The sequence below is a fragment of the Bdellovibrio sp. HCB2-146 genome, assembly GCF_047345725.1.
GTDB lineage: Bacteria > Bdellovibrionota > Bdellovibrionia > Bdellovibrionales > Bdellovibrionaceae > Bdellovibrio.
This window is the reverse complement of record NZ_JBLEQP010000003.1, coordinates 129,913-150,111: the sequence shown is the minus strand read 5'-3', so window position 1 is coordinate 150,111 and position 20,199 is coordinate 129,913. Positions and strand designations below refer to the sequence as shown.

Sequence of the window (20,199 nt, the reverse complement as noted above, 5' to 3'; positions counted from 1 at the left end):
TTAGGAATAAAATCCTGAATAATCAAACGCCATGGCCCTTCGTCTAGACACTCACATTCAGTACCTTAAGGGAGTTGGTCCCAAACTCGGAGATCTCTTCACGCGCAAGGGTATTAAGAGCTTACAGGATCTCTTTGAGTTCTATCCGCGCGCCTATGAGGACCAGAGGGCTGCTCGAAATATTTCAAGTCTCAAAGTGAATGATATCGTGAGTATCAAAGCCACGGTGGTAAATGTCCACAGTGTCAATATGGGGCGATCGTCTCGCAAAATGTACGATGTTTTGGTCAGGGATGCCTCCGGGCAAATACACTGCAAATACTTTCGTGTCCCATACAAAGGATACTTTGAACGCTTTAAACCTTTCACCGAAGTTCGCGTTGTCGGTAAGGTCACTGACTACCGCGGACGCTTGGAGTTCCATCATCCCGACATTCGTGATATCGAACCTGAAGATGAGAACAAAGATGCTCTGATTCCGCTTTATACCGAGATCGAGGGTCTGGCCACAGCGAAAATCATGAAGCTTGTGCGGTTGGCGTTTTCACAAATAGGTGAGTGGCCTGAAGAAGCCTTTCCAAAATGGGTGCGTGAAAAGTATCAGCTTTTGTCTCGTCAAGAGGCTCTCAAGGATTTGCATTATCCAGATCCACAGCGTGCACAAGAGTATATGGAGTTTAAAAGTGCAGCCCAACGAAGAATTATTTTTGAGGAATTCTTTTGGCTGGAGCTGTATCTCGCTTCCAAAAAAGTGGGTTTTAAAAAAGAAGGTGCTCCGCAAATCAAGGCGAAAGGTGTTTTAGTTGAAAAGCTTCAACAATCTTTGCCGTTCCAAGTGACTGGCGCGCAAAAGCGCGTGTACGCGGAAATTCAAGCGGACTTGGCCAAACCCCATCCTATGCATCGCATGGTGCAAGGAGATGTGGGAAGTGGAAAAACGCTCGTGAGTTTTATGGCGGCGTTGCTCGCGACAGAGAGCAAATATCAGTCTTGTCTGATGGCGCCGACAGAAATTCTCGCGGAACAACATTTTAAAAATGCCAAAAAAATCCTGGAGCCGCTGGGCCTGCGCTTAGGCTTGCTTGTGGGGAAATCAAAAGCCTCTGAACGACGCGAACTGCTGGCTAAATTAGAAGCCGGTGAAATTGATCTGATCATTGGCACGCATGCACTTATCGAAGACGAAGTGAAGTTTGCAAACTTAGGCCTTGTTATCATCGATGAACAGCATCGTTTTGGTGTTGAGCAAAGAGGTGTCCTGAAAAACAAGGGTCAGTCTCCGCATTTCTTGGTCATGACAGCAACGCCGATTCCAAGAACACTGGCGATGACGGTCTATGGCGATTTGGACGTGTCCATTATCGATGAAATGCCAGCAGGGCGTAGTCCGATTCAGACACGCGCCATTTACGACAGCAAAAAATCGCAAGCTTTACAGTTTATGCTCGATCAACTTAAAAAAGGTCGTCAGGCCTATATCGTGTATCCATTAGTTGAAGAGAGCGAAAAAATCGATCTCAAGGATGCTGTCACTGAGTTTGAAAAACTCAAAACCCAATTCCCGGATGTGAAGTTTGGTTTGCTGCATGGGAAAATGAAGCCTGATGAAAAAGATCAGGTGATGGATGCATTCCGTCGCCATGAAATCCAAGTTCTTGTGTCGACAACTGTGATCGAAGTCGGTGTCGACGTGCCAAACGCCAATATTATGATCATCGAGCACGCCGAGAGATTTGGTTTGTCACAACTGCATCAGCTGCGTGGTCGTGTTGGGCGAGGGGAGCACAAATCATTCTGTATTTTGATTATGGGCTATGCCGTTTCCGAAGAAGGCCGCCAAAGAACCGAGATGATGGAAAAAACAACGGATGGGTTTAAAATTGCTGAATTCGATCTTGAAATGCGTGGGCCGGGTGAGTTCATGGGCACTCGTCAATCCGGTCTCTCAGGATTTAAGCTTGCAAATCTTGTTCGCGATATGACGATTCTCCAACAAGCTCGCGAAGCCGCCTTCGAAGTTCTCCGCATCGACCCGCAACTCAAAAAATCCGAACACCAAGGATTACGCGAAGAACTCCTCCGCGAACACGGCCCCGCCGCCCTCGCCGGAATAGCCTAATACGCGTGCTTCTTCAAATCCCTGCGTGAAGAAAAAACTATCATAAAAACATGGTTTTTCTTTGTTGCGTGCGTCCAGATTTTTTGTCATTCTAATTGGGAACACAAGGATGTGGTCGAATGAATAAGTTTTTCTCCGTTGTAGCGACAGCAGTTTTAGTTTTTTCTCAAGCATCATTTGCTGCAGTGCCTCAGGCGCAAATCAAGCCTCAAAAAAATCAATTCAAAGTGAACATGCGATTGGGTCTTAAAGGTGGCGCGCCGATTTCTATCAATACCGTGACTAAATCAGGAAAGAAAACTTTTATCAGTGAGTTTTCTGACGACGGTCAAAATGAAACTCTGGTTGAGTTGTACACACGTCGATCTCAAGTGAATCGCAAAGATGGTTTGTACATTGATGTCACTGTGACAAAACGTGTGCGTGGGCAGAAGAAATCTTCTGAGCGTGCACAAGTATTTGCACCCGACAATCAAGAGATGGAATTCGGGATGAATTCTAAAGGTCGTATGGCAGGGAATCTCTCTCTAGCCGTCATGGCGCATCAACTTTAATTAATTTAATTGCGACTGGACCTTGGTCATGCTCTGATTTGTCCTCAGTAGGGGGGATAAATCATGTTTCAATTTGGAAGAATCACATGCTTCGTCGCGGGTGCTGCTTTAGTAGCGGGCACAGCTCAAGCGGGAACTCTTTTAAAACTCAATGCAGGTCGCATCGACACAACTCGTTGGGTGCAAAATTTCGCGGCTCAGAAAAATGATATCGCGACTGAATACATCGTTCAGTTCAAAAAGGCGATCACAGAGAGCGATAAGAAAGCACTTGCTGCAAAATTCGAAGTGTTTGGTTATTTGCCAGACGACGCTTTGGTTGTGCGCGGAACTGCAAAAGATCTCACTCAATTCCATAAAGACAACGTGGCAACTGTACAAGCAGTTGTGCCTTACCAAGCACACTTCAAAATCAGCCCGGCATTTGGTTCTTTCAGCGTTTTTGATACACAAAACGTACAAAGCGTTGTTGTAAAAACATTCAAAGCTTCTGAGTCTTTGTCTGTTGCAAGAAAAATTGAAGCTTTGAACTCTCAAGTCGAACTTCAAGTTGTTGAAGGGAAATCAGTTGTTGCGGTTGTTCCGCGTGCATTGGTTTCTTCAATCGCAGCTTTGACAGGTGTTGAACATATTCAACCAACTCCAGAAATCGAATCATTCCACTTCACAATGGATGACTCTTTGACTTCAGGAGTAACAACAACTGCAGCTGGCGACTACTCGGATCTTAGCGGTATGGAATCTGGTACGAAGGTAATGAAGTTTGACCCTGCTTGGGCAGCGGGCTTCACAGGTCGTAACCAAATCGTTTCTATGGCTGATACGGGTTTGGATTCTGGAAATATCTCAACAATTCATCAAGATTTCCAAGGTGGCGTGAAATCAGGATATCCATTCGGAATGTTCTCTAAATCATGGGACGATCCAATGGGGCACGGAACTCACGTTGCGGGATCCGTGATGGGTCGCGGAACAGCTTCTGGTGGACTTCTTAAAGGTGGCGCATACGAGGCGACAATGGTTGCAGAAGGTATGTGGTCTCCAATGTTGAAGAACCTTAGCGTTCCTTCAAAACTAGCAGACCTTTTCCAAAAAGCGCAAAACGATGGCGCTCGTATTCACACAAATTCTTGGGGTGGTGCGCGTACATTCGGTTCTTACGATGCGTTTGCTGTTCAAGTGGACGAGTGGAGCTGGGCAAATCCTGATATGTTGATCTTGTTCGCAGCTGGTAACAGCGGAACAGATAAAAACAAAGATGGTCGCATTGATGAAAACTCGATGGCATCTCCAGGAACTGCGAAAAACGTTCTGACTGTTGGTGCTTCTGAAAATAGAGTGTCAACTGGTGGTATCCAAGTTCCAATCAGCAAATTGAGAGCTGCTAAGGATGAATGGTCAGCAGAACCAATCTACAGCTCTTACGTGTCTGACAACGAAAACGGTATCGCGATGTTCTCTTCTCGTGGTCCAACTTTGGATGGTCGTACAAAACCAGACATCGTAGCACCAGGAACAAACATCTTGAGCGTAAAATCGCAAGTTCCAGGCGCAAGTGATCTTTGGGGTGCGTACAACAAAGACTACGCTTGGTCAGGTGGTACTTCGATGGCAACTCCATTGACAGCAGGTGCTGCAGCGGTTGCTCGTCAAATCCTAGCTGAAAAAGTAGGCGTCACAAATCCATCAGCGGCTTTGATGAAAGCTGTGATGATCCACACGGCAGTTGATATGTACCCTGGCCAATACGGCGAAGTCGGTGCAGCTCGTGGTCAAGAGATCCTCACTCGTCGTCCAAACTCGGATGAAGGCTATGGCCGTGTTGATGTGAGCGCGATCTTGAACTTGGATGGTCGCACAACTTTGATCGACAACCGTAACGGTATCGCTCAAGGTAAAGAAGACGTTTACAATTTCACACTTTCAAACAACGGCTCACTTTACGCGAACCTTGTTTGGACAGATGCTCCGGGTTCTTCAAATGCAGCTGCTGCACTTGTAAATGACTTGGACTTGGTTCTTGTGCTTCCAAATGGTCAAACATTGAGCATGAACGATCATATCAACAACCTTGAGATGATCGAAAAATCAGGCTTGCCAGCTGGAAACTACAAATTGATCGTGAAGGGTTATAAAATCCCACAAGGCCGTAACGGCGCTCAGCCTTACGCACTCGCGTTCACCGCGAAGTAATTGCTGTAAATATCGAGAATTATTCAAGAAGGGCTTGGTGTAAACCAGGCCCTTTTTTTACGTTAAATACTTGAAAATATTTCCTGCCACGCCGCTCTGGTTTGATAACTCGTGTCAAATTTGATAGAACAGACGAGGTTCCAACTCTGTCCTTTTTAAATAGGGCATTCCAGGGGGTTCGATGCAGACGTTTAATATCGGCGATAATGCCGTATATCCAGGCTACGGTGTTGTAAAAGTAGTGGCTATTGAGACTAAAGAAATGTTGGGCTCAAAAGTGACTTTTTATAACATGCAGCTTGTCGACTCTGGCCTAAAAATCATGGTTCCGACGACGAACGTGAAGTCAGCGGGCCTACGTCCTATTATCTCGAAAACTGACGCGACAAAAGTTGTTGGTATCTTGAAAGAAAAAGAAATCAAAATCGACAACCAAACATGGAACCGCCGCTATCGCGAGTACATGGAAAAGATCAAAACCGGCTCGGTTTTTGAGATTGCTGAAGTTTTGCGCGACTTGTTCCTTTTGAAAGCCGATAAAGAGCTTTCTTTCGGCGAGCGCAAGATGCTTGATAATGCCCGTGGTCTTCTTCTAAAAGAACTCACTTTGGCAACAGGCCAAGAGGAGCTCTTCAAGGAAGAGGAAATCAAGGCTATCTTCGGGATCACTGGTTAACCTTTTTGACCAGAATAGAAAATAGTAATAAAATCCAGGCTTGGTTCGTAAGACCAGGCCTTTTTTATTTTATCGGGGTTTCCTATGTCATCGCAAATTTCTCCGCATGTTCGTGTTCGTTTTGCTCCCTCGCCAACGGGATATCTTCACGTGGGTGGCGCAAGAACGGCTCTTTATAATTACCTCTTCGCGAAAAAGAACGGTGGCGAATTTATTCTTCGTATCGAAGACACGGATGAAGCGCGCTCCACGCAAGAATCTCTTCGTGGTGTGGTTGATGACCTTGTGTGGTTGAACTTAAATTGGAATGAAGGTGTGGACCCTGTGACGTTGAAAGACGTCGGTCCGAACGGACCTTATCGCCAAAGTGAGCGCCAAGCGATCTACAAAAAATACGCCGATCAAATGCTTCAAGCCGGTGCGGCCTATTACTGCTTCCTGACTGATGCTGAAATCGAAGCACAACGTGCAGAAGCTTTGGCAGCGGGTCGTTCGCCGCATGTGAACTCTCCGTATCAAGATTGGTCTTTGGAAAAAGCACTTGAGCATTTAAAGGCGGGCAACAAAGGCGTTGTTCGTTTTAAAACAAAACATCTGAAAAAAGATTATGTGTTCACGGACCTGGTTCGTGGCGAAGTCCGCTTCCCATCCGACATGGTGGGTGACTTTGTTCTGCTTCGTTCAGATGGCATGCCTGTTTATAACTTCTGCTGTGTTGTGGATGATCATTTGATGAAAATCACACATGTCTTCCGCGCAGAGGAACATCTGCCAAATACGCTTCGCCAAATGATGATCTATGAAGCTTGTAAATTCCCACTCCCAGAGTTTGGGCACATCTCATTGATCTTGGATGAAGACCGACAAAAACTTTCGAAACGTAAAGGGGCAGTGGCTTGTGGTCAGTTGAAAGACGAAGGCTACCTGGCGTCTGCAGTTTTGAACTACATTGTGCTTTTGGGTTGGTCACATCCTGAAGGCAAAGAGATTTTTGACGTCGCAGATATGATCAAAAATTTTGATATCTCTCGTTTGAATGCTTCAGGTGCGGTTTTTGACCGCGTGAAATTCAAGTGGGTGAATGCAATGCACCTGCGTGCGTTGCCAAATTCAGAGCTTTGGAATTTGATTCAACCGTTTTTTGCGCGTGAGAAAATGGAACTTCCTCAGGATCCAGCATGGCAAGATAAGTCTTTGAACGTATTTAAGCCGTACATGGAAATTTTGGCTGATGCGATTGAGCTGTATCGTCCATTGAATGACAAATCATACGTGATTCATGATGAAGCGGAAGAAGCTTTGAAATGGGAAAGTACAAAAGCAGTTTTGACGACGTGGAAAGAGTTGCTTGCAGCTCATCCAACTGAAACTTTCACGGAAGAAGAGTTCTTGAAAATTCAAGACGAAGTGAAAAACAAAACAGGTGCAAAAGGTAAAAACCTTTTCATGCCGATTCGTGTGGCCGTGATTGGTAAACCTCATGGGGCGGAATTGAAAATCTTGATTCCACTGATGACGAAGAAATCATTGATTGCACGCGCTGAAACGGCGCTCGCAAAAGTTTAATAACGTAGGAAGCAGACATGTCTCTTAAGATTTACAGCACGCTCAGTCGCCAAACCGAAGATTTTAAACCGCTGACACCGGGCGAAGTAAAAATCTATGTCTGCGGTCCAACGGTTTATAACTTCCTGCATGTGGGAAATTTCCGTGGTGTGGTCTTTTTCAATTTGGTTCGTAACTGGTTGGAAGAATCAGGCTATAAAGTTCAATACGCTCTGAATTTCACCGATGTTGATGATAAAATCATCGCCCGTGCCAATGAAATGGGAAAAGCCGCTGGTGATGTTTCGGAATTGTATATCGAAGAATATAAAAAAGATTTTAAAGCCTTGGGGCTTCGCCCTCATGACTTTAACCCAAAAGTCACTGAGCACATGGATGGCATCCGTGCGGTGATTGCAAAACTTATTGAAAACAAAAAAGCCTATCAAGCAGACGGTGATGTGAACTACTCCGTTTCTTCATTTGACGGTTACGGCAAATTGAGTGGTCGCAAAGTCGAAGATCAACAGGCGGGATCTCGCATTGATGTCGATGAGAAGAAGCAAAATGCGGAGGACTTCGCTCTTTGGAAATCTGCAAAAGCGGGCGAGATTTCATGGCCCTCTCCATGGGGACCAGGTCGTCCGGGTTGGCATATCGAGTGCTCGGCAATGATCAAAGATATCTTTGGTGATCAAATCGACATTCACGGTGGGGGAATGGATTTGATTTTCCCGCATCATGAAAATGAAATTGCGCAAAGCGAAGGCTGCACACACAAACAGTTTGTTAAATACTGGATGCATTGGAATATGATCAACTTTGGTTCTCAAAAGATGTCAAAGTCTTTGGGGAATATCGTTTCAATGCGTGAATTCCTCGATGTGAATCCAGCTGAAGTTTACAAGTGGATGATGTTGACTGTGCATTATCGTTCAATCAGTGATTTCTCTGACGAGTCTATTGGTCGCGCAGTGACGGGTTTGGCTCGTATTTACTCCGCTCTTTCAGTTGCGGAAAGCTATCTGACTCCAGAGGTGACAACGCCAGATGCGGGTTTTGAAAAGATCACGAAAGAAGCTTGGGATAAAGTGGCGAATGCCTTGAATGATGATTTTGGCACTCCAGAAGTGTTTGCGTCTTTGTTCGAAGTCACTCGTCAATTTAACAATCAAGTCCGTCGTGGCTTGAAAGTGAATCCGGCGATACAAGGCAAGGCATTGGCTTATCGTAACTTCGTTCACCGCGTGGGTGCTTTGATGAGCTTGTTCCAACAACCAGCTCAAGCTTTTCTTGAAGATCTCGACAGTCGTTTGCTTGCGCAAATGAAAGTGGATCGTAAAGATGTTGAAGCTGTTGTTGCTGAAAGAACAGCGGCACGAAATTCCAAAGACTTCGCAAAGTCGGATGAGTTACGTGCAAAACTAACAGCGATGGGAATTTCTGTGAGTGACACTCCAGAAGGAACTCACTGGGAAGTGGCGAAGTAGTTTTTTTGTGATCTAAAAATAAAAAAAAAGGGAAGCAGCAAGCTTCCTTTTTTTTATGCTTATGTTTTGAATTACTTCTATTGAACTGTGATCCAAGTGTTGCGAATACCGTATTGGCGTACCAAGCGGTTGAAGTGATAGGCGTTGTCTGGGTGTACGCGGATACAACCGTGAGAAGCAGCACGACCTAATTTTTTCCAATTTGATTTTGCTGTTCCATGAACTGCGAATCCGCCACTGATAAATACCGCATAAGGCATATTGCCGAGCCCGTTGTAGTCGCCACCTGGATATTTTGTAGAAGTGTATTTGTCGTAAATACGTCCATTTGGATTGGTGTCAAAGTTCGGAGTGCCATGACCTGCAACTCCTGTTGAAACATACCAAGTCGCTTCAAGGCTGCCATTGCGATAGAGGTAGGCTTTTTGTTGCGACTTTACGACTTGAAGCCAAACAGGGCACGAAGCGCGATAGCATTTTGATTGGCTGAAGATATCACCTAAAAATGGAGCTTCGCCTGTTGCTTCCATATAATCGAGATCCATTTGGTTCAGGATTTCTTCGATATTTGGATCATAGGGATTCAGTTCATCCATCATGTTAGATGACACTTCGTCATCTTGAACGTCTCCAATTTCTTGTGCCTGAACAGAAACAGATGCGGATAAAATTAGAAACAATGCTGATAAAAGAATTTTGAACTTCATGATGAACCCCTTCTTGGCGATCAGGGGGCTCATTATCGATGAGAATTACCATTTGGCAATGGTGTATTCGTGTAAACGGCGCATAAGATTACCAAACACTCATTTAGCGCGTTTTCACGTGACGACTTGTGACAAATGACTCTTATTGGCGATCTTGTTTTACGAGTGTGAAGAGATCTTTTCGAGGTACTTCAGTTCCCAAAATATCGAAGAGCAAATCGACAAAAACAAGATAGCGATCACTGCGCTCGCGATAAGAAAAGGGAATGTCAGCAATATAAAAATAATTATTCGTGCGAATGATGTAGGGAATGACTTCTTCGGAGCTCCGTTGTTTGGATTCAGCAAGTATTTGTGTGCGGGTGAGATCCACCGGGCGTAGAATCACTTGTTCCGTTGGGGGCGCACTGACTTGGGATTTGCGAGACAAAGAAGTGCGTTTATAAATCTCGCCTTTGTAGATGATATCGCGAAAAAATGCAGGGCCGCGCTTTTCGTCATCTACAGTGATTCCCACGAATTCGACACCGAGAGACTTGGGAAGGTTTTCTCCGAGCTGCCAAATATTGTAGCCAATCCATGCGACGTTCTTTTTGGTTTTCACATAGTCTTGCAGAAATTCTTGAGGGAGGCGGTTGTCACGATAACTGCCGATATAAAAATTCACTGGGCAGCGGTCCAAATCTCCACTGCGATAACTTTCCACGGGTCGAATGATTTGTGCGTATTCAGGAAAGTATATCAAAAGACCTTGCAGCATGATCGAGTCTTGGCGACCGCCGCTATAGGAATTATCCAGTGTTTGATCATAGAAAATGTTGATGCAATGAAGGCTTGATTTAAGAAAAGATCCCCATACGACTCCGATGGCGAGTATAAGCATGGCAGAAAGGGCGATAGCGAGATCTTTTTTTCTCATTGTGTCTGAGCCTCTTGTTCGCGGCCAAAGTGTGCCGGGAGTTGATGATCGGTTTTCACCCATGCGGGGCGTTCACCGGTGCGAAGACTGGTTTGGTAGGTGCTGTGAGCGCGGTACGACGCGCAGACGTTCACGGCATTCGCGACAAGCCAGCGCACTGGCACCATTAAGGCTTGGGATAAACCATTAACCCGCGAAACCGCTCGCATCCTCTGATAAAGTCGCAGTCCCATATTGAGAGTGTTTGCGAACATCAAAACAATAAAGAGATCGTGATCAAGACCGACGGGAGTACTGCCTCGAAGCCACGCGAATAGACTTAAACCGATTATAACAATCAGTGATAAAACAACAAGAATACTGTTAAACGGAGCGCGGCGGTCGCGGAGCAGAAAATAACGATCTATCCAATCACCTTGCCATTTTAGGTTTTGAAAACCTTGATAGGCGATTCCTAAAGTCCAGCGAGACTTTTGACGAACGCTCGCCATGAACTTCGCAGGGAAATACTCGCGTGTCGCGATAAATTCAGTTTCGCCGTTTTCTTGCTCAATTTGCACGCAAGCAAAACTGCTTTTAAATCCCAAAGGCTTTGTCATGATTCCGAGGTGATAATCCTCAGTCAGTGTATCGTGTTTTAAAAACTCGCCACCTTGATGCAGCATCATGGTGTTCATGAGTTCGCGGGAGATCAGTGTTCCAACCCCGGCTGATGGAATGGCGGCTCCCAGACTTTGTCGCACTAAAAGATCCTTCGTGTGGGATTCACTGAACTCATCAATATAGATACCCGCAATAAGAGACGTTTTGGGTACCTCAAAAGAAAAAACTGGAATCTGTACAAAGTCGGCGTCACGACTGGAGTCATTGAGCAAAGATAAAGAGTAAGGATGAAGCACATCCTCTGAATCCTGCATCAAAAAGAGGTCATAGCGAGATCTCTCATCCGTTTCAGATGCAAAAATCTGGCGAGCGATTTCGTTAAGCATTTGGCCCTTTGATGTCGGTCCGGGCTTTGAGTTTACGACGACGTGAACTTTGTCAGGGAATTGCGTTTCGACTTTGCGGGCTTCATGCCAGGTTTCGGTGTCATTGGGGTAAACGCCTAAAAAGAAAGTGTAGTTATCATATTTAAGATTGCGAATATTTCCGCGGATCATGGGGCCGATAACTTCGGCCTCTTTCCAATTCGCGATCATAATGGCGATTCTTTTTTGCGGGAGTCGTGACATGCGAGTCAGTTCAGCCTTGTTGATTCTTTTTGGGCGAAGGCGACGCACGAATGCGACAAAATCAATAAAGAGATCGTCGAGCGTGAAAAGAAAAGCCCCTATCACGACAATATAAGTGAGCTGCACAAAGAAATTTTCAAATATTTCCAGAAACGTTCCCATTAGAAATTTCCTCCAACGACAAACAATCCTTCAATAGGACTGCTGGTTTCGTTGCTATTGATGTTGTGATAGAGCAAGGCTGCGACATTCCATTCAGTGGTGGTCCAAAGCAAGCGACCACCAACTCGCCATTGAGTCATCGAAGGTCCCAGATCAGGGCTGCGACTTTCGCGAATAAAACCTTCCGCATAAGGATCGGCATAAATATTCTTTAGGGGAGAATAGCGCATCCCTGCTTTCAACCAAGCAGATGAAACTGGAGTTGAAGAAAGACGTGGCACATAAGATGCCTCGCCATAATATTCGGTAAAAAGGGGAGAGCTCGGGCTCCAGTACAGGAAATCCCCAGCACTTAAGATTGCACGCGGGTCCCATTCAGATTCACTAGTGGCCTGGGATTTTTCCTCAATGACATTGCGGTACCCAGCTTGAAGTTGCAGTGTGATTTTTTTTAGAAAACCAAACTGCAGACCCGCCTGCGGTGTCAAAGCATTGTCATAATATTTCTGTGGCGCATTGGGAGTTTGATATTGAATGGAAGCCCCAACATAAGCTCCGGCGGACATGTTTTCGCCTTCTTCCCAGATAAAAAGACTTTTCAGGCGAGACTCGGTCACCACATCATAGCTTTCATAGTACGTGCTCTCAGAATAAAGAGAGTTATGAAAAGCGGCCTGTGCGCTAGAAGAAAATATCCATAAGACGAGGCTGGAAAATAAAGTCATATTCATCCGTTTCGTTAGCATTCAAGAACTAACGAAGGATCCCGCAAATGAGTAATTAAACTGATGTAAAGTGAGAAGGCTTTCGCAACGGTAATTTTGAGAGTGAAAAAGTCTGTCAGTTGTTTGTGTTAGAAAGCAGAAAATATTTCTGCAGTGTTTTTGTGGTAATTTCTTTTCCTAAAGGTGAGAAGCCACCGTTGATATTTTCATCACTATTGTCGTCGACAAGGACCTGCCAAATTCCGATGCCATTCATCCATGCCATATCCGAGCGCTGTGAGGTGAGTGATCCCAACAGTGCATCCCATGCGGCAGCTTGATGTATATAATTAATGGGAGTTTTGTCGTCTTCATAGAGATAGGGTGCAACGAAGCACTTCTCTACACTTCGGTATCCGATTTCTTGAAGGGCAAGAGGTCTCCAGCTACCGGTCATCTCAATGATATTCTGCCACATTCCATACAAGTGATTCATATGTGAGCCTGAAAAATCCGATAATTTTTCAACGAGCTCTTTATAGTCTTTCGGGTATGTGTCTCTGAGAGTTCCCAAGGCTCGATAAAAATCCAGACCAATAAAATCTAATGATTTCCAAAGTTCTCGCATGTTTTTTTGATGGCGAATATCTTCGGGGGTGCGAGCGAGGAAACTGATATCATGTCGCCACTGTGCAAATTCTCCGCCCCAGGTGCGCACGCCATCTTCTAAGATGTATTGATCTGTGTAGTTTGCGCCGTAAGTGATTTTCACGCCCGGCCCCATGAGTTCTCGAGCGCGAGTAATAAACTTGACCCACTCCTCAGGAAATCCGTGTCGCCAGTGAGAGTCTCTGTCGCCAAAACCGGATGTCATGGAATGCATTTCAGCACCAATGGAATACCAAGAAACCCCAGCCTCCTTTGCGACTCGCATATAGCGTTCATGAAAAGCGAAATATTTTTCGAACCACGCGGCCGGATTTTCAGGTTTGATATTGCCGTGCCACCAGGTGATTCCGTTTTCTTCATAGGGAAATTCCCAATTCGGTCCCACGACAAGAAGGATAGGACGAATGGCAACGTTAAATCCCATCCGCTTGGCGAGGAGAATGGTTTCTTTTAGGTGCCATTCTTCAAGGTTGCGAAACTCCATCGGAGTCATGGAATCAATGTCAGAACTTTTGCCAGTCACCATGCGCCCGCGAAAATTGAATATAAGTGTCTTGATGCCGAGGTCTTTTATTTTGCCAAGCAGTCGGCGCATACGAAGGCCTTGGTCTGTTTCATCAACGCGAAAGCCGTAATATTGATACGTCACAAGATGTATGCCGGGGTCGACTGCAAATACAGACGAAGAGAAAAGTAGAATTCCTAGCCAAAGGCAAAAGAGTTTCTGCTTCATATGTCTATTTTCGGTGCATAAAGAAATGGCCGCAATAGGAAGCGGCCATTTTGCTCAAGATCAGAGAAATCTCTGGTCTTCCGACTGACGAGGGAGTCGAGTTTATTGCGGAGACAGTGTTAGTTCGTGAGTTTGTGCAGCACGAATGTCTTTTTCATCCATCAACTGATAGCGGTACTTTCCGTTGATAAACATTTGCACTTGGTCTTTGTAAAACGGAGAAAGCAAATGTCCCGAAATTCCAATCGGGTTGATGCCAAAACTTTTTTGAGGTTGCGCAAAATCAATCACACGACGGGTAGAAGCGCCGGCAACAACTTGGAAGTTATTTCCCATGCCATGCATCTTGTTGTTGTTAATTTCATTCCACGCGCCAGGCATTGGATAAGGACCTAAATTGAAAACTTTGTCCAAAGGTTTCAGTCGACCCAACGGATGCTGATACTCAATTGTGTGCACACTTCCCCATGGCGGAAGCATTTTCCACTTGTTCATTGCGCGACGGAATCCTTCGGTAATAGTTTCGCTTTGAGGATGTTCTTTCCACCAATCCGAAGCATCATTCGTTATCACGCGCTCATAAAAGACCCACGAGTAGGGAAGTGATAAATATCTCTCACGCTCTTCTGCTGTCCACTTGCTTAACAAAATTAAGACATTTTCGTTGTTCCATTGGTGATAGAGGCTTGCTGCGAGTGAGTCAGTTTCAGAATGAAGATTCCACTCTTTCAAAAGTTTTAGCGCTTCCGCGTATTTTGCATCTTCCCCTGGAGCCAGGTTTAGTTTTTCTAAAAGCTTATCTAAGATCACTTTGGTTTGTAGATTGTGATTTTCAGTTTGCAGAGCTTTGACATCTTCAGTGTTCCACTGATCTTTTTCTGCCAAGGATTTTGAAATCGTTTGGAAGCGATCATCTGATTGCCAGTCGCCGCGAATGTCTTCTTGTAAACCAAGGGGACGTGAGTTTGCGGTGACGATATAACCGCTTTCTGGGTTCACCAGGTGAGGCTTTTCTTCCCAAGTCAGCACGCGATCGTACTCAGCTTCACCGGTTGCGCCATTTAAAACCATATCTGAGTTTGGATTTTTCTTAATCGCGATATCTCCGAAAATCCACCATGCGATATTTTCTGCATCGGCATACATGACATTTAAACCAGGAGCTGTTCCAGTCTTAATGGCAGATTCAAACTCGGTCATAGTTTTTGATTCACCCATCTGGTAGAGGGCAAAGAGAGGATCATTTTCAATACGGTGAAAGGCCCATTTCAAACTTAAAGTTTGTCCTGGTATCACATGTTCAAGAAGAGGGCCGTGCGAGGTTTCGATCATCGGAAGAATCAAATCAGGCTGGCCTTTAACTTTGATTTTTTCCTGCCACTCGCGATACGGCAGCCATTCATTCTTGAACATCGCCATTTTTTTGTCACGATCAAGGGTTTCTTGGTAAATATCCATGTCATCAGAAAGCGACATGGTAAATCCCCAGGCATGATGGCGGGAACTTCCAAGTAGAGCATAGGGAATAAATGGCAGGTAATGCCCATACAGTTCAAACTCGGGAGTGTGAATATGCGCTTCGACCCAAACAGAAGGATGAGAAAAACCAATATGCGGGTCGTTTGCAAAAATACTTTTCCCTGATTGCGAACGTTTGGGGGCAATCAACCACGCATTGCTGCCTTCGAAAGCCGGGAAGAATGCATCTTTGCTCACGTCAAAGAGAGGTCGCAAAGTTTCATAAGACGCTGTTGTTGTGGTCGGTGCTGTTTTCGGAACATAGTTACGAAGATCTTGGAACATGGAAGCCGACATCTTTTTCGAAAGATCACTCATCAAGGTATCAGCCTTCATCGCAATGCCAAAGCTGTAAGCCATATGCCCGGTCATGATATAGGCGTCCACAGCTGTGAACGGGCGAGGTTTAATTTTTAACATCGTCAGCTCATAAGGTAGAGGCTCGTTGGCAATGTAATAGTTCATGCCTTCGTAGAAGGCCGTCATCTCGTCCCACATTTTTTGATCCAAGCGGCCTTCTGATTTTTTCTGAGCGAGCATGCGCTCGACCGCTGGTCGAATCATTAACGAGCGATAAAGTTTGTCGCTGGGAAGGGCGATATCACCAAAAACTTCGGCAAGCTCGCCTTGAGTCATGCGACGGGAGATTTCCATTTGGAACAAGCGTTCGCTGGCCATGAAATAACCCAGAGCGCGGTACGCGTCCTTTTTGTTCTGCGCATAAATATGAGGAATACCATAGGTGTCGCGCACAACGCGCACTTCGCCTGAAAGGCCCGGGAGCGCCAGTTTCCCATCTAAAGGTGCGAGAGAATTTCGCAAAAAGAAGTACGTATAAAGCGACAAAGCCACAAGAACAGACACAATTCCAAGAAGCGCGATTTTGAAGATTTTCATATAAGGAAAAACTATCCGACGGCCGCCTAGAATCAAGACTTAAACCGCGTGTCACTGTGCAGTAAAGGAAGTATGCGAGCGGGCTCTTTCTTTTTGCTGTTTTTCTATGCTATTCTTGTACGAATGAGCACTTCGTATAAAAAGAACTTCCAACTGGTATCTGAGTTTAAGCCTTCTGGAGATCAACCAAAAGCCATTGAGCAAATGGTTGAAAACTTTGCTGCAGGTTTGAAGCATCAAACTTTACTCGGAGTTACCGGTTCAGGAAAAACATTTTCAATGGCCCACACGATTGCAAAGCTGAATCAGCCCGCGCTTGTGCTTGCGCCAAATAAAACTCTGGCAGCTCAGCTCTATGCCGAGTTTAAAGAACTTTTCCCTCACAATGCGGTTGAGTATTTTGTCAGCTATTACGATTACTATCAACCCGAAGCCTATATTCCTTCGACGGATACTTATATCGAAAAAGACTCGGCGATTAATGAGCAAATCGATCGCATGCGCCACTCGGCCACACGTTCCTTATTTGATCGTCGCGATGTTATTATCGTCAGTTCCGTTTCTTGTATTTACGGCTTGGGTTCGCCAGAGGCCTACGAAGGTATGATGATCCAAGTCGTTTCCAATACGGAAATGAAGCGGGATCATTTGCTGCGTGAATTGATTCGAATTCAGTATTCTCGTAACAACGTGGATTTCCATCGTGGAACTGTCCGTGTTCGCGGGGACAATGTGGAAATTTTCCCTTCATACGAAGACGCGCGTGCGATTCGTGTGGAATTCTTTGGCGACTTTATCGAACGCTTGTCGTGGATTGATCCATTGACGGGACAAGTGCTGGAAGAACTCGATCAAATCGGGATCTATCCAGGAAGCCATCACGTCACCAGTGATGATCATTTAAAGCGTGCGATTAAAACCATTCAGGATGAACTGCGTGAACGCTTGGTGGATCTCAATAAAGACATGAAGGTTTTAGAAGCTCAACGTTTGGAGCAACGAACCTACTACGACATTGAGATGATGGAGCAAATGGGATTCTGTCAGGGGATTGAGAACTATTCGCGCCATATGACGGGTCGTGGACCGGGTGAGCCGCCTCCGACTTTGCTTGAGTACTTCCCGAAAGACTTTGTGACTTTTATTGATGAGTCGCATGTGACGATTCCGCAAATCGGGGGGATGTACCGTGGCGACCGCGCTCGTAAGTCCACACTGGTCGAGCATGGTTTCCGTTTGCCATCAGCATTGGACAATCGCCCGCTGAATTTCCAAGAGTTTGAACGCATGATGGATAAAGTCGTCTATGTGTCAGCGACTCCTGGTAATTATGAATTAGAAAAATCAGAAGGTATTATCGTTGAACAAATCATTCGCCCGACTGGATTGATAGATCCTGTTGTGGAAGTGCGTCCGGTTAAGCATCAGGTTGACGATTTATTAAAAGAAATTCGTCTGCGCATTTCAAGAAACGAACGTGTTTTGATTACGACGCTGACCAAGCGCTCAGCTGAAGATTTGACTGAGTATTACGAAAATCTTGGAATCAAAGTGAAGTACCTGCACAGCGATATTCAAACTGTGGAGCGGACTGAAATTTTGCGCGATTTGCGTTTGGGTGTCTTTGACGTTCTGGTCGGTATCAACCTTTTAAGAGAAGGTTTGGATATTCCTGAGGTGAGCTTGGTAGGGATCACCGATGCCGATAAAGAGGGCTTCCTGCGTTCTGAGCGTTCGTTAATTCAGACCATTGGTCGTGCCGCACGTAACTTGAACGGTCAGGTTATTTTGTATGGTGATATCATCACTGACAGCATGAGAAAGGCGATGAACGAAACAGAGCGTCGTCGTCGCATTCAATCTGAATACAACACTGCAAATGGAATCACGCCACAGTCCGTGAAAAAACGTATCAAAGAAGGTTTGGGCGAAGTATTTGACGGTTCTTTGGCAGCGTCTCCTTTGCAAGGGGAAGCGAAGTCCAATGCGGCTTATAATAAATTTTCTCATGAGCCAGATAAATTGCAGAAAGAAATTGAAAAGCTTCGTGCTAAGATGAAAAAATTTTCTGCTGATCTGGAATTTGAAGAAGCAGCGAAAGTACGTGATGAAATCAAACGATTGCAAATCGTCGAATTGAATGTTCGAAGCGGCGAAGTGGAATCCGAAAGTTCAGAGGTGATCAAGGATGGCCTCAAGTAAATTTGACGAACTGAAAGATAAAGTTCGCGAGTTCCCCACGCAAAGTGGGGTTTACTTGATGAAAGGTGTGACCGAGAAGATTATCTATATCGGTAAGGCCAAGAATTTGCGTAATCGCGTGCGCAGTTATTTTACAGACAATAAAGATCACTCTCCAAAAACGCGATTGCTTGTTCAAAACATCCTTGAAGTTGAATACATTCTAACTAAAACAGAAGTCGAAGCCTTTTTACTGGAAGCTTCGTTAATTAAAAAACACCGCCCTAAGTACAATATCCGTCTGCGCGACGATAAAGCTTATCCGTATATTCGCCTGACTTGGAGTGATGAATTTCCACGTTTGTATCTGGCACGTAAAGTTCGTAAAGACGGCTCGATGTATTTTGGGCCTTATACTTCAGGCTTTGCAGTTCAAGGAACAATTCGCTTTTTAAATAGAACATTTAAAATCCGTGACTGCACGGATGTGATGTTTAAAACCCGTCGTCGTCCTTGTATGACGTATCAAATTGGTCGTTGTACAGCTCCGTGTGTGGAGTATATTTCTCAAGACGAATACAAAGCCGAAGTTGAAGGTGCAAAGCTTTTCCTGAAAGGACAAAGCCGTAAAGTCGTCAAAGCCATGACGGAAAAAATGATGGCGGCTGCGGATGAAGAGAAATTTGAAGTTGCAGCTCGTTTGCGTGATTCCATTCAATCTGTCAAAGCGATTTTAGAAAAACAAGCTGTCATCAACGATACCACGGAAAAAGATCTTGATGCGGTTGGTTTTTATGGCGATGAGCGCGGCTGTTTAATTGAAACCGTCCACGTGCGCGCCGGTCGTGTGATCGGGACGCGTCCGCACTTCTTGCCGCACTTTGATCCAAATGATTCTGCGGAAGATCCGCGTGAGTGGCTGATTGATTTCCTTAATCAGTATTACGAAGACAACTTTATCCCGGATGATGTTTTGTTGCCATTAGATGTGGGGCAGGATTTATCCAAATTAATGGAAGAAGTTTTAAAAGAACGCTCTGAGCACAAAGTGGGCGTTCGTTTTGCGACCGATGAGCGTGGCAGAAATCTTGTGGATATGGCTCATGAAAACGCCAAATCACATTTCATGAAGTATGTTTCAAAATCCGAAGAAAAACTTCGTGGTTTGGATGAAATCAAAGAGAAATTGGGCCTGCCAGACCGTCCTCGTCGCATTGAGTGTTATGATATTTCCACCTTTCAGGGCGCTGAAACTGTGGCGTCACAAGTGGTCTTTGAGGATGGTGTGCCCGCGAAAGAGCACTATCGTCGCTATAAGATCAGAACCGTTGAAGGGATCAATGACTTTGCCTCGATGTATGAGGTTTTAAGTCGCCGCTTCAAGCATACGGAATATGAAGACCCGCAGCTGATTGTTATCGACGGTGGTAAGGGGCAATTATCCCAGGCCGTACGTATTTTGGAAGAAATCGGGCGCAAAGACATCCCAGTTGTTGGGTTGGCGAAGGCTCGCACGGAAAGTGACTTCCAAAAGCAAGAAGTGGAGTCGACGGAAGAGCGCTTCTTCCTTCCCGGACGTTCCAACCCTGTCACGTTTAAAAACAATGCTGAGGCTTTGTATATTTTGACGGGCATTCGTGACGAAGCCCATCGTTTTGCGATCACGTACCATCGAAAACTTCGTGAGAGCAGTTCGCTTGAGAGTGAACTTGATTACGTGGTGGGTCTCGGAGAGAAAAGAAAGAAACTTCTTTTGACTCAGTTCAATTCTATTGATGAAATCAAGATGGCGGATCCTGAAGAAATTGCGAAACTTAAAAGCTTTAATCGCGTCTTAGCTGAGCGTATTCTCTTACAGCTCAATGAGACCGAAGAGGAAGAAGTGACCGCCGAGGAATAG

Annotated in this window: 14 protein-coding genes; 8 read left to right on the top strand and 6 right to left on the bottom strand. The window is 45.2% G+C overall.

Translation table 11 applies throughout. The annotated features are described in order from the left end of the window. The first annotated feature begins 31 nt into the window (after positions 1–31). The 6 genes from recG to cysS all read left to right on the top strand — a co-directional run bounded on the left by recG (position 32) and on the right by cysS (position 8,577). The gene (gene recG, locus ACLWOR_RS18540; RefSeq protein WP_413942342.1) at positions 32–2,119 is read left to right on the top strand and encodes an ATP-dependent DNA helicase RecG; all 2,088 of its coding nucleotides are present in this window, start codon (positions 32–34) and stop codon (positions 2,117–2,119) included. Between the two features lie 119 nt (positions 2,120–2,238). Beyond that, positions 2,239–2,673, top strand: coding sequence for a hypothetical protein (locus ACLWOR_RS18535; RefSeq protein WP_413942341.1), 435 nt, complete (start codon positions 2,239–2,241; stop codon positions 2,671–2,673). Positions 2,674–2,736: 63 nt separating this feature from the next. Continuing rightward, positions 2,737–4,866, top strand: coding sequence for a S8 family serine peptidase (locus ACLWOR_RS18530; protein ID WP_413942340.1), 2,130 nt, complete (start codon positions 2,737–2,739; stop codon positions 4,864–4,866). A 181-nt stretch (positions 4,867–5,047) separates the two neighbouring features. Beyond that, on the top strand, positions 5,048–5,542 hold the full coding sequence (locus tag ACLWOR_RS18525) for a CarD family transcriptional regulator (RefSeq protein WP_413942339.1): 495 nt from the start codon (positions 5,048–5,050) through the stop codon (positions 5,540–5,542). A gap of 84 nt (positions 5,543–5,626) precedes the next feature. Further along, positions 5,627–7,108, top strand: a complete 1,482-nt coding sequence (gene gltX, locus ACLWOR_RS18520; RefSeq protein ID WP_413942338.1) for a glutamate--tRNA ligase — start codon at positions 5,627–5,629, stop codon at positions 7,106–7,108. Positions 7,109–7,125: 17 nt separating this feature from the next. Next, positions 7,126–8,577 carry a cysteine--tRNA ligase gene (gene cysS, locus ACLWOR_RS18515; RefSeq protein ID WP_413942337.1) on the top strand — a complete coding sequence of 484 codons (1,452 nt, stop codon included), beginning with the start codon at positions 7,126–7,128 and terminating at the stop codon, positions 8,575–8,577. Between the two features lie 77 nt (positions 8,578–8,654). On the opposite strand, the gene ACLWOR_RS18510 is transcribed toward cysS, so the two are convergent. The 6 genes from ACLWOR_RS18510 to ACLWOR_RS18485 form a co-directional block, all read right to left on the bottom strand. Beyond that, positions 8,655–9,284 (bottom strand): L,D-transpeptidase, encoded by a 630-nt coding sequence (locus ACLWOR_RS18510; RefSeq protein WP_413942336.1) that lies wholly within the window; start codon positions 9,282–9,284, stop codon positions 8,655–8,657. Positions 9,285–9,426: 142 nt separating this feature from the next. Continuing rightward, the gene (locus ACLWOR_RS18505) at positions 9,427–10,203 is read right to left on the bottom strand and encodes a hypothetical protein (RefSeq protein ID WP_413942335.1); all 777 of its coding nucleotides are present in this window, start codon (positions 10,201–10,203) and stop codon (positions 9,427–9,429) included. After that, entirely contained in the window at positions 10,200–11,597 is a 1,398-nt protein-coding gene (locus tag ACLWOR_RS18500; protein ID WP_413942334.1) for a glycosyltransferase, read from the bottom strand. Before ACLWOR_RS18500 ends, ACLWOR_RS18505 begins: the two co-directional genes overlap by 4 nt. After that, the gene (locus ACLWOR_RS18495; protein WP_413942333.1) at positions 11,597–12,343 is read right to left on the bottom strand and encodes a hypothetical protein; all 747 of its coding nucleotides are present in this window, start codon (positions 12,341–12,343) and stop codon (positions 11,597–11,599) included. The genes ACLWOR_RS18500 and ACLWOR_RS18495 overlap by 1 nt, the downstream gene beginning before the upstream one ends. 94 nt (positions 12,344–12,437) lie before the next feature. Next, the gene (locus ACLWOR_RS18490; protein ID WP_413942332.1) at positions 12,438–13,703 is read right to left on the bottom strand and encodes a glycoside hydrolase family 113; all 1,266 of its coding nucleotides are present in this window, start codon (positions 13,701–13,703) and stop codon (positions 12,438–12,440) included. A gap of 102 nt (positions 13,704–13,805) precedes the next feature. Further along, entirely contained in the window at positions 13,806–16,118 is a 2,313-nt protein-coding gene (locus ACLWOR_RS18485; RefSeq protein ID WP_413942331.1) for a penicillin acylase family protein, read from the bottom strand. Positions 16,119–16,241: 123 nt separating this feature from the next. Here ACLWOR_RS18485 and uvrB point away from each other — a divergent pair, with 123 nt between their 5' ends. Next, a complete protein-coding gene (gene uvrB / locus ACLWOR_RS18480) occupies positions 16,242–18,320 on the top strand; it encodes an excinuclease ABC subunit UvrB (RefSeq protein ID WP_413942329.1) in 2,079 nt (692 codons plus the stop codon). Beyond that, positions 18,307–20,199: an excinuclease ABC subunit UvrC gene (gene uvrC / locus ACLWOR_RS18475; RefSeq protein WP_413942327.1), complete on the top strand. Its 1,893-nt coding sequence runs from the start codon at positions 18,307–18,309 to the stop codon at positions 20,197–20,199. Before uvrB ends, uvrC begins: the two co-directional genes overlap by 14 nt.

Coding starts and splice junctions, on each gene's coding strand:
- recG (WP_413942342.1), top strand. CDS start 32: ATGGCCCTTCGTCTAGACACTCACATTCAGTACCTTAAGGGAGTTGGT.
- ACLWOR_RS18535 (WP_413942341.1), top strand. CDS start 2,239: ATGAATAAGTTTTTCTCCGTTGTAGCGACAGCAGTTTTAGTTTTTTCT.
- ACLWOR_RS18530 (WP_413942340.1), top strand. CDS start 2,737: ATGTTTCAATTTGGAAGAATCACATGCTTCGTCGCGGGTGCTGCTTTA.
- ACLWOR_RS18525 (WP_413942339.1), top strand. CDS start 5,048: ATGCAGACGTTTAATATCGGCGATAATGCCGTATATCCAGGCTACGGT.
- gltX (WP_413942338.1), top strand. CDS start 5,627: ATGTCATCGCAAATTTCTCCGCATGTTCGTGTTCGTTTTGCTCCCTCG.
- cysS (WP_413942337.1), top strand. CDS start 7,126: ATGTCTCTTAAGATTTACAGCACGCTCAGTCGCCAAACCGAAGATTTT.
- ACLWOR_RS18510 (WP_413942336.1), bottom strand. CDS start 9,284: ATGAAGTTCAAAATTCTTTTATCAGCATTGTTTCTAATTTTATCCGCA.
- ACLWOR_RS18505 (WP_413942335.1), bottom strand. CDS start 10,203: ATGAGAAAAAAAGATCTCGCTATCGCCCTTTCTGCCATGCTTATACTC.
- ACLWOR_RS18500 (WP_413942334.1), bottom strand. CDS start 11,597: ATGGGAACGTTTCTGGAAATATTTGAAAATTTCTTTGTGCAGCTCACT.
- ACLWOR_RS18495 (WP_413942333.1), bottom strand. CDS start 12,343: ATGCTAACGAAACGGATGAATATGACTTTATTTTCCAGCCTCGTCTTA.
- ACLWOR_RS18490 (WP_413942332.1), bottom strand. CDS start 13,703: ATGAAGCAGAAACTCTTTTGCCTTTGGCTAGGAATTCTACTTTTCTCT.
- ACLWOR_RS18485 (WP_413942331.1), bottom strand. CDS start 16,118: ATGAAAATCTTCAAAATCGCGCTTCTTGGAATTGTGTCTGTTCTTGTG.
- uvrB (WP_413942329.1), top strand. CDS start 16,242: ATGAGCACTTCGTATAAAAAGAACTTCCAACTGGTATCTGAGTTTAAG.
- uvrC (WP_413942327.1), top strand. CDS start 18,307: ATGGCCTCAAGTAAATTTGACGAACTGAAAGATAAAGTTCGCGAGTTC.